Here is a 9,969-nt window from a genome sequence, read left to right on the forward strand (position 1 = left end):
GTACCCGAACAGCGACAACCGTTCGGGCAACATCCTTTAGGCGCGGAACAAGGGCGGGCAGGTCTCTCCCGCCCCAGGGCAAATCACTGCCCGACCAGGTCAGTAATTGTTATTTCCGCTGCGCGATTGCGCTTCTGGATAGTTATCGGGTCACCAACCGCCCAGTCCACCACGCTAAACGACTCCGCCTGCTGGCTTACCGTAAAATCACTCGTATCCAGTGTAAACGGCTCAGCAACCAGGCCATTTGCCAGCCTGGGGATGTTATTATCGGCATCGACTTTCGCGATAATCCCCACGTAGTCCGGATCAAATTCCTTGGTTTCAACTTCAAACAGTTTGGCACCATCTGGAAGCAGGGTTGCGCTTCCAACACTTAAATCAAGGTCATTCTCAATATTGAATAATGGCCCCAGCTCACCAGCCATCGAAAGGCTACCGTAAAAGACGGACGTCTCTGTTCTGCCAACCAGCAAAGGCGGGCGGTCACGCCCCTGGAAAGAAAGCCCAACAAAACTGTCAGAACTGATCCGCTTCTTCCATATCGGCTCAGCAGCGCTATCCATCGCGAGGAACCAACTATCAAAACCGAGGGGAAATTGCAGCCCTGGCTCAAACTCAGCAATACCGCCAAGCAACAACCTATAGTCACCTGGCGCATCTGACATAGGGAATACATTTAGCGAGTAAAGATTAATTTCAGGTACGTCAGGACCAAATGTCACCCGGCGCTGGAACACCAGGTTACCGACAGAATCAAACTTCGTAAGGTAGAGGTACTTGTCACCCTGGTATACCGGCTCATCAATCTGTGTAGCAAAAAAGACACTGCCGTCCGGAGCCGCGGCGACCTCTCCGGCAAATCCCTCTAGCCCTGTGATTTCCTTGCTCCATTTAACGTTTAGCTCCAGATCGGTTTTCACTACAAAATAGTCCCGATAAGGGAAATTCAGCGTAACCAGGAGCAGGGAATCATAAAGCCCATTATTGTTCTCATCCAGGGGCCGCATATCATAGATCTGCATGTCCGCCAGCCGTAAATAATGGCTTGCCAGGATCTCTCCGGTATCCGGATCGAGAATATAGCGACCCGCACCATACGACTGATTGCCAGAACTCTCCGGATCGGGCCGAACCTGGCCAATCACATATAGGCCCCCACTTGACTGTAACCATGCCGTAAAATGCCCCTCGGGGCCCTCATCGGACTCGATATATCGTGTCCACTTGGGCACACCTGTCGCATCGATTCGACTAATAAACCTGTCGCCATTATCAGACCCGCCCAGAAGGATGGCTTCTCCCCCTGAAATCTGGATTACCCGGGTGATATAGAGCATCTGGTCCTCGCCAAACTGGTAGGCCTTCGCGTACGTATCTTCCCGGCCAGTATTGGCGATGGTGATCGAGACTTCAGTATAACTATCGCTGGAATCGCCATCCCGGGTGGCGTATACGCGATAGCTGTAGGTTCTGCCAGACAAGACTGAATCATCGGTGTAGGAGGTTACATTCTCACCAACCTGGTCCAGCAGCTTGAAACTCCCGTCTGCACCAACCTTTCGCTGCAGATAGAAGCCAGTTTCATCATCCGCGTTATCCACCCAGGTAATTACTGCATTGCCATTGCCATCCTGGACAATAGTGCCCCCTGAAGGCGACGCTGGCGCCGAGGGATCATCGGGGGTCGTCGGCGTGCCGCCGCCCTGGTCACCACCATCTGCATTGTCACCACCGGAGCCAGATCCACCGCCTCCACCACAGGCCGCCAGGCCAAAAGCCAGGGCCAAAACCAGAATATATCGCATGATTCCCCCAATTATTCGTATTGTCATCTGAGTTGTTTGCACTATTAAAGCGACCCAACTAACAGGGATTTTAATTAAAAGCCTATTGCGGAGAAGCCCCAAGCTGGAACAACATCACGGTTTTGAATTACAGAGCATTACGCGTGCAAATAAGAGCCTTCCTGAACAGCGGGGCTTGCATTTACCCTCGCACCGCTACCTTCACCGCCCCTCAATAAAAAAGCGACGCAGGTTTAACCCGCGTCGCTCTTTTAATACTTGACACTGCGCTGTAGCAGCCCCTGAGTTACAGCATCAGGGTTTTTGACTTGAATTCAGCAATACAGTAATTAGTTGCCTTATCCAGCTCAAGCTTCAGCCGTTCCGCACCATTTGCCACCAGCTCATCATGAGTGGGCGCCGCATCAGCATCCTCTGGGAAGGGCGATATACATTGTGAAGCAGCAAGAACTTCGTCCGTAGCAGAATCAATCAACCGCATCTTAGCAGCAATGCTTACCTTATATTTCGTCGGTGAGAAAGCGTAATTGACGTAGGTCCAGTAGGTCGAGTGCACATCAAGCAGCAGGCGTGAATCATTTACCTGTGCGGTCAGCGACTGAACGTCATCGTCTTCTGCAGAGATGGTATTGTCATCAAGCGGTACCACACCATAATTTTTCGCCATGGCCGCCACCAGTTCGTCATAGATCTTGTCCGCCGGAACCGGAATATTATTTTCCTCAACGAGCTTGTTACCAGCCGAGATCATCGCCGGCAGCCCGAGCGCACCGAAAGCAGCCTTGCCAGGTGTAGTCGCGATAAAGTCTGGCTTCTCCCAGTTGACGCCACTTACCTGCCGCCCCTCAATCATCGGCAGGCTATCCTGAGACAGCGGCGCATTCTGGACGCCGGCACAACCGACAGCACCTACCGTAAGCGCCAGGATTGTCAATTTCTTGAACATTTCCTCGTATCCCCAAATTTCGAATTATTTATCGGGCGCATCCGTACAAAGCTGGTCGCAAAGGGACTCAAAAATCCAACTCTACGCGCAAATTAATCCTTTCCGAGCCAATGGTAAGGAACGCTGTGCCACGATAGCAAGGCAAAAGAGCAACATATGTGCGACTCTCATTACACGTCATTACACGACCTGAACGACAGTACCACTCGTTGGGTCATCGAGGAGACCGGAGACAGAACTCCGGAGGCTGTAAAACGTGAAAGGTCATGCCCCTCACCGACCACCAGCGCCGCTCATATAACGAACAGCAGGCACCGGCAGGCAGCTATTGGGAGATCTCGGTTTAAACGATCAAAAGCGGAGCGGAAGCGGCCACTGGCGTCGGCGGCCTCAGGAGACAGAACGGCGTATGCCCATAGGAGGTAAACGACAGCCGGGGCTTGGGCGACTGAAAATCAATCAGGCTTGCTTGCCTGGGATTGATCAGAGTTTTTGGAAGCGAGTTGTGCCTGTATTCCTTATTCCCGAAAAATTTATGGGCGTCCTTCTATTTTTATTTCGCCAGTTTTAGGACATCGCTATGAAGGTCCCCGATACTGCTCCTGGGAATCACGCCCTTAACTTTATTTAGAAATTCATCCTCAAAATCAGGTCTAAACTCATGGCCCACAATAAATATTGAGGCCTCCGACATCAATGGATGTCTCAAATCGGCTAGAACGCTATTACCAGATGGATAAACTCTTAGTAGTGATATCACCTCAAATGGAATAGGCATTGTATCGGCCGTGTTAAATCCAGCATCAAACAGCCACCTGCCACTTGCATATTGATTATGGTCATTGAGACATTCATCTAGCCCCAATGAAATATCCATGTGATAGTCCAATGCTAAATTTAGTGCACTTGCAAAATCTTTTTCAAAACAGTAATTCATTACTTCGGCATACTTCGTGCCTGCGAGGAGGCTTGAAGAGGTACCGAGAACAAACAGGCTCCCTACGCATTCCGAATATCTCTTATACGAAAAATCAAAAAATTGAGCATCTGAAAAATCTTCGTTTTCGACAACCTTTAGTAACCCCAATATCAGGCGTGCTAATACTTTATCCCTAAAAATTACACTTAAGTGGATCAGCTGACATAAACGGTTTACATCGGAAATACTACTTTTATTCGATAAGAGCGACCTTTTTTCCAAGTGAAAACATAGGTTACAGGCGACAGCAGACTTTCTATATGCAAAACCCTTTTCCAGCCTCTCAACTCCTAATTGGTAATCTCCCTCTAGGAAATAAACTGAAGCGTCGCTAATTTCTCGCGAAGCGATAGCATTTAAAACCCTAGACAAGACCCCCCAGGACCGAACAGTTATCTCTTGCGATAACACCGATTCCAGATCGATCCGCTCTTTCCTTCTCTTGTTTTCTTCATCTATTTCGTTATTTACCAAACTGTGAAATCTGCGCTGAAACTGAGCGTTCACTTCGTCTCTACTCATAAAAATGGGGAAAAGAAGAAAAAAGGGGACAACCATCAAATGCAGAAAATCCTACGCCCCGCCTGTTGTACTATTAACCCGCTCATGCAGAATACTGCTTATTCATACAGAGCCCTGATATCTATCGATGACCAGGCCGCGTAAGCCCCTGATCTGCCCGGAAACCACTCCATACTATCACTGCGTATCACGCTGTAAGCGACGCGCCTTGTGTAACATCCGCGAGATCAGTGAACCTCGGTTCAGCAGGAAGATACCTTATTAACAACCTCCCCATATAATTCCACTTTCGTTATAGAGTCCTTTAAGGAAACAGGATAACTAAAGGCCAACCATCTATTCAGGAAGATGTTATTGGGTGCATCGATGGATCTGCCTCCCATAATCCCGTATAGGATTTCGACAGGCATCAGGTCTATCCCTGCGGCACCGAATACGGGGTCAACACCTTCGGACCTGACATATTTGGACTCATAGTCAGTTCTAATCACATGGTGTTCAACCATAGCATCCAAGTCGTCTAGCGACATAACGTCATTAAGGAAAATGCTCCGGTATACACCAAGGCGAGAAACCTCAAATGGAGCGCCCAGGGAAGTGAAAACAGTCGCAGCAAGGTAATTCCGATATGCCTCATCACGTATCACCTCCGGCATTACCTCAGTATCAAAATAGCCTTTTAGAGCCTCTGCGAATTCTTTTTCCAGGGAACCCCTACCGAGGATCGCAGACAGGAAAAAACCATATGACCAAAGGAGAACAGAATTCAACGTTGACTGATAATTTTTGCCTCTAGATTCATCAAACTTTAAAGAGCATCGCATTGACAAGCACAAGTACTGCAACGAAGCATCAAGCTCTCTCCAACCTTCATCAGAGACACCCTCATCACTTATGATTTTATCAACACCACTTGCAAGGTGGACCAAAAAGAGTTGGTCGAGCGCCATTGACATGGGCACCAAAGCCTTGACCCCGTTAACCTGTAGGCTTTCCTCGACTTTCCCGATAGATTTGGCTAGAAGGTCTTTCGCTTTAGCTGCTTCAAGCCACTCTTTTAGTTCGCTTCGCAAGCAACCATAAACCCCCTCGAGAGTGTCTGCGCCAAATATCTTATATTTAAAACTCTTCATAGATTATCTCTTCTCCCAGGGAGCGGAAAAAAGAAAAAGGAGGAAAAAGGGGACACCCACAAATTAGCCCTTCACTCCGTCGAGCACCCATCCTCAATCACACAGAAGCAAGGTCCGTAGAAATTTCCTCAAGCTGAATAAATTATGGGTTTCCTTTTTATTCGTTACACTGACTTACGAAGAACCTTTTTATTGACCAGCATTTCTTATTTCTCTGCTCTTCCAATAGTCTGTCAAGTTCCAGAAACTCTCTTTCCTTTTAATTAGCGCCTTCTTCTTATTTCCTTCAATTAACTGACCCTCCAGAAATCCACCTTTAATTCCACCCTCAAGAATTTCACCCTCAAAAGTTCCACTGTAGCCAAAACGGTCTTCAACAGTAAATCGCAAAATATTTTTCTTTATACTAGCTTTGACAACTATTGGAGGCCTAGCGACACCAGATGCTGACTGAAATACAACGTAATAATCTTGACCCGATAACATAATCATTATCTCTACGCCAAGTACATCTTGTGTCTTTTCATGAATGAACATGTTGCTATAGACGCCCACAAAAGGATAGCCCCCTTCCGCAGCATTCGACTTATCTACAGAAAGCAATAACGATAGCATTAAAAATGTCAATTTAACTAACTGCATACCCGCCTCTAAAAAGAATTATACTTCTCAACTCAATCAATGAGCACCAAGTTCTTAATCATCCCCATTTAAGCTTTCCGTCAGGAAAGGGGACACCCATCAAATACAGAGAATCCTACGCCCCGCCTGTTGCACTCTTAGCTCGCTCATGCAGAATACTGTTTATTCATCCAGCAACCTGATATCTACCGATGACCAGGCCGCGTAAGACCCTTATCTGCCCGGAAACTACTCCATACTATCACTGCGTGTCACGCTGTGTGCGACGCGCCTTCCTGTGTGGGCGGGACGAGCGTACCGGGCAGTGCTTTGAGCACCGTCGACAGTGGATTGAGGACAGACTTCTTTCACTCTCCCGTATATTTGCGCTGGAGATCTGTGCCTATGCTGTGATGAGCAACCATTACCATGTGGTGCTGTACGTGAATTCCGCACAGGCGGCTGACTGGGACCTTCGCGAGGTAGTGGAGCGCTGGCATCGGCTATGCAAGGGTTCAAGCCTTTCTCGGCGTTTCGTCCGTGGGGACGCCCTGGGCTCGGCTGAGCTTGCCCGTCTTATCGAGGTCGCGGAGAGCTGGCGCGCACGACTTACCGACATCAGCTGGTTTATGCGCTATCTCAACGAGTCCATCGCCCGTGAGGCCAACCGGGAGGACCGGTGTACCGGTCGATTCTGGGAAGGGCGCTTCAAGTCCCAGGCCCTGCTGGATGAGCGGGCACTGGCAGCCTGTATGGCCTACGTGGACCTGAACCCGATTCGGGCAAGAATGGCCGAGTCACCGGAAGCATCCGATCATACCTCGGTCCAGCGGCGTATTGCCGCGGTCAGGGATGGCGGCTATCAGCCTGATCAGCTATTCCCCTTCGCGGGCAATCCCCGGCAACCCATGCCTGAGGGGATGCCCTTCCGCCTGTCCGACTACCTGGAACTGGTGGACTGGAGTGGGCGCTGCCTGCGGGAGGATAAACGCGGGGCTATCAACGGCAAGCTGCCGCCGATCCTCGAGCGCCTGCAAATTGATCCACGGCACTGGCTTTACCTGAACCGGAATTTTGAGAGCCGCTTCAAGAGCCTGGTGGGTAGTGCCCATGCTGTGCGCCAAGCCTGCGAGCAGCTGGGCAAACGTTGGGTGCACGGTATACGCGACTGCGAGCGCTACCTTTCCCCACCTTCGGTTACGTAAGATCTAGTCATCCTTTCAAATAGCGCCATCAGATGCCTGATGCGAGGAATCATTACGCCTCGATAGAGCGGCCTGGCGCGGACACACACAAATTAGCCCTTTACTCCGTCGACCACCCATCCTCACTCACACAGAAGCAACCTCCGTAGAGCTTTGCCTCCAAATAGATAATTTATGGGTGTCCTTTTTATTGCCGGAACAATCATTCATTTTATGGGTGTCCCTTTTATTTTCTCTTTTATGGGTGTCCCTTTTATTTTCTCCCTTTTATTTTCTATTTTCTTTTTATTTAAAAACTAAAATCTTTCGGCTTCCCACCTGACAGATAATGCGCCAAATAATCATCCATTTTCATCCTCGGATCATGCAACTCAGTTATTACATCCATATTTTTGCCATTTACATGAAATACTTTTCCATCGCATGCACCCTCATTCACAAATAACGCATCTTCATTCTCTGTCAACATCCAGCAACGAAGCTCGTCTCTTCGGCAACCGATGGACTTGGCAAACTTTTCAGTTACCTCTCTTGACGCACCACTTCCCTGCTCATATTCATCAAGGTCCAGTCTTGCAGAATAACGAAAGGGAGTATTCCACCATTCCATCGGACAATAACTTTCCTCTGTCACACAGAACGAATTAAACCATCGATAAATCTCTTTCCAGCTTTCAGGGAGCATTCGATAATCCTCATCGAACAACTCCCCTTCCTTTTCTGCAAATTCGGGTTGAAGCAAAAAAAATAGATTCTTTTCATCACGCTGGACAGCAAGATATGAGACCCACTCTCGCATACCTTTTTTAATGACTAACTTTGGTGCACTCCAACGAGAATCAATTGTCCAACTAGCCCGATCAAAGACTCGGGCGAACAAGGGAAAAATTTCAGAAAAAGCGCCGCCAACCCCCTCCAGTATTCCTTTATCTATATAAGACAATGCTTCTTCAGGCACTTCAGCCTGACTAGAACAGACATAAGGATAGGATAATGTCATATCTAATTCTTACCCTTGTTTGATTTATAAAAATCATTGATCTGACGCTGAATTGCTCGTTCGATATCAATTTGGTCGTCACTTAAATTCTTAACATATACAGGATCTAGATCACTCTTCTTGTATGTCGACCAGTCTAATTTCGAGCCTTTCGATCTATTAAGAGTTTTGGGCAGAGGCTGAAAGTTACCAATTTCCATTCTGTGGTAGGAAACAGGACACCCATCAAATACAGAGAATCCTACGCCCCGCCTGTTGCACTCTTAGCTCGCTCATGCAGAATACTGTTTATTCATCCAGCAACCTGATATCTACCGATGACCAGGCCGCGTAAGACCCTTATCTGCCCGGAAACTACTCCATACTATCACTGCGTGTCACGCTGTGTGCGACGCGCCTTCCTGTGTGGGCGGGACGAGCGTACCGGGCAGTGCTTTGAGCACCGTCGACAGTGGATTGAGGACAGACTTCTTTCACTCTCCCGTATATTTGCGCTGGAGATCTGTGCCTATGCTGTGATGAGCAACCATTACCATGTGGTGCTGTACGTGAATTCCGCACAGGCGGCTGACTGGGACCTTCGCGAGGTAGTGGAGCGCTGGCATCGGCTATGCAAGGGTTCAAGCCTTTCTCGGCGTTTCGTCCGTGGGGACGCCCTGGGCTCGGCTGAGCTTGCCCGTCTTATCGAGGTCGCGGAGAGCTGGCGCGCACGACTTACCGACATCAGCTGGTTTATGCGCTATCTCAACGAGTCCATCGCCCGTGAGGCCAACCGGGAGGACCGGTGTACCGGTCGATTCTGGGAAGGGCGCTTCAAGTCCCAGGCCTTGCTGGATGAACGCGCCCTGGCAGCCTGCATGGCCTACGTGGACCTGAACCCGATTCGGGCAAGAATGGCCGAGACACCGGAAGAGTCCGACCATACCTCGGTCCAGCGGCGTATTGCCACGGTCAGGGATGGCGGCTATCAGCCTGATCAGCTATTCCCTTTCGCGGGCAATCCCCGGCAACCCATGCCTGAGGGGATGCCCTTCCGCCTGTCGGACTACCTGGAACTGGTGGACTGGAGTGGGCGCTGCCTGCGGGAAGATAAACGCGGGGCCATTGACGGCAAGCTGCCGCCCATCCTCGAGCGCCTGCAAATTGATCCACGGCACTGGCTTTACCTGAACCGGAACTTTGAAAGCCGCTTCAAGAGCCTGGTGGGTAGTGCCCATGCTGTGCGCCAAGCCTGCGAGCAGCTGGGCAAACGTTGGGTGCACGGTATTCGCGACTGCGAGCGCTACTTTTCCCCACCTTCGGTCACGTAAAACCTAACCAGGCTTTCAAATAGCGCCATCGTATGCCTGATGTGAGGAATCGGCACGCCTCGATAGAGCGGCCTGGCGCGGACCCCCACAAATTTGCCCTTTACTCCTTCGAGCACCCATCCTCAATCACACAGAAGCACCATCTGTAGAGCTTTGCTTCCAAATAGATAATTTATGGGTGTCCTTTTTATTCTTCTCACACAGAGGCAAGGTCCGTAGAAGTTTGCCTCAAGATAAATAATTTATGGGTGTCCTTTTTATTCTATTCAAAGAGCCTGGTGGGTAGTGCCCATGCTGTGCGCCAAGCCTGCGAGCAGCTGGGCAAACGTTGGGTGCACGGTATACGCGACTGCGAGCGCTACCTTTCCCCACCTTCGGTCACGTAAAACCTAACCAGGCTTTCAAATAGCGCCATCGCATGCCTGATGCGAGAAACCCCGTGCAT

The 9,969-nt window shown here is 49.6% G+C and carries 8 protein-coding genes; 2 read left to right on the forward strand and 6 right to left on the reverse strand.

What is annotated here, in order from left to right:
* Positions 1–83 precede the first annotated feature (83 nt).
* From LVE68_RS07835 to LVE68_RS07855, 5 genes are all read right to left on the reverse strand, one after another.
* Positions 84–1,808, reverse strand: a complete 1,725-nt coding sequence (locus tag LVE68_RS07835) for a hypothetical protein (RefSeq protein WP_233006470.1) — start codon at positions 1,806–1,808, stop codon at positions 84–86.
* Between the two features lie 286 nt (positions 1,809–2,094).
* Positions 2,095–2,754 carry a hypothetical protein gene (locus LVE68_RS07840; RefSeq protein WP_233006471.1) on the reverse strand — a complete coding sequence of 220 codons (660 nt, stop codon included), beginning with the start codon at positions 2,752–2,754 and terminating at the stop codon, positions 2,095–2,097.
* A 553-nt stretch (positions 2,755–3,307) separates the two neighbouring features.
* Positions 3,308–4,207 carry a hypothetical protein gene (locus LVE68_RS07845; protein WP_233006472.1) on the reverse strand — a complete coding sequence of 300 codons (900 nt, stop codon included), beginning with the start codon at positions 4,205–4,207 and terminating at the stop codon, positions 3,308–3,310.
* A 290-nt stretch (positions 4,208–4,497) separates the two neighbouring features.
* The gene (locus LVE68_RS07850; RefSeq protein ID WP_233006473.1) at positions 4,498–5,388 is read right to left on the reverse strand and encodes a hypothetical protein; all 891 of its coding nucleotides are present in this window, start codon (positions 5,386–5,388) and stop codon (positions 4,498–4,500) included.
* Between the two features lie 189 nt (positions 5,389–5,577).
* The gene (locus LVE68_RS07855; RefSeq protein ID WP_233006474.1) at positions 5,578–6,030 is read right to left on the reverse strand and encodes a hypothetical protein; all 453 of its coding nucleotides are present in this window, start codon (positions 6,028–6,030) and stop codon (positions 5,578–5,580) included.
* 191 nt (positions 6,031–6,221) lie between these two features.
* Between LVE68_RS07855 and LVE68_RS07860 the strand changes: the two genes are divergently transcribed.
* Complete coding sequence (locus LVE68_RS07860) at positions 6,222–7,214, forward strand: transposase (protein ID WP_233006475.1); 993 nt, start codon at positions 6,222–6,224, stop codon at positions 7,212–7,214.
* A gap of 289 nt (positions 7,215–7,503) precedes the next feature.
* On the opposite strand, the gene LVE68_RS07865 is transcribed toward LVE68_RS07860, so the two are convergent.
* A complete protein-coding gene (locus LVE68_RS07865; RefSeq protein ID WP_233006476.1) occupies positions 7,504–8,214 on the reverse strand; it encodes a hypothetical protein in 711 nt (236 codons plus the stop codon).
* Positions 8,215–8,531: 317 nt separating this feature from the next.
* On the opposite strand from LVE68_RS07865, the gene LVE68_RS07870 reads away from it, so the two are divergent.
* Positions 8,532–9,524 (forward strand): transposase, encoded by a 993-nt coding sequence (locus tag LVE68_RS07870; RefSeq protein ID WP_233006477.1) that lies wholly within the window; start codon positions 8,532–8,534, stop codon positions 9,522–9,524.
* The last annotated feature ends 445 nt before the right edge of the window (positions 9,525–9,969 follow it).

Origin of the sequence: Microbulbifer sp. YPW16 (assembly GCF_021290385.1) — a bacterium.
Classification (GTDB): Bacteria; Pseudomonadota; Gammaproteobacteria; order Pseudomonadales; family Cellvibrionaceae; genus Microbulbifer; species Microbulbifer zhoushanensis.

Excerpts from the sequence above, each read along its gene's own strand:
- LVE68_RS07835 (WP_233006470.1), bottom strand. The coding sequence starts at position 1,808 with ATGCGATATATTCTGGTTTTGGCCCTGGCTTTTGGCCTGGCGGCCTGT.
- LVE68_RS07840 (WP_233006471.1), bottom strand. The coding sequence starts at position 2,754 with ATGTTCAAGAAATTGACAATCCTGGCGCTTACGGTAGGTGCTGTCGGT.
- LVE68_RS07850 (WP_233006473.1), bottom strand. The coding sequence starts at position 5,388 with ATGAAGAGTTTTAAATATAAGATATTTGGCGCAGACACTCTCGAGGGG.
- LVE68_RS07855 (WP_233006474.1), bottom strand. The coding sequence starts at position 6,030 with ATGCAGTTAGTTAAATTGACATTTTTAATGCTATCGTTATTGCTTTCT.
- LVE68_RS07860 (WP_233006475.1), top strand. The coding sequence starts at position 6,222 with ATGACCAGGCCGCGTAAGACCCTTATCTGCCCGGAAACTACTCCATAC.
- LVE68_RS07865 (WP_233006476.1), bottom strand. The coding sequence starts at position 8,214 with ATGACATTATCCTATCCTTATGTCTGTTCTAGTCAGGCTGAAGTGCCT.
- LVE68_RS07870 (WP_233006477.1), top strand. The coding sequence starts at position 8,532 with ATGACCAGGCCGCGTAAGACCCTTATCTGCCCGGAAACTACTCCATAC.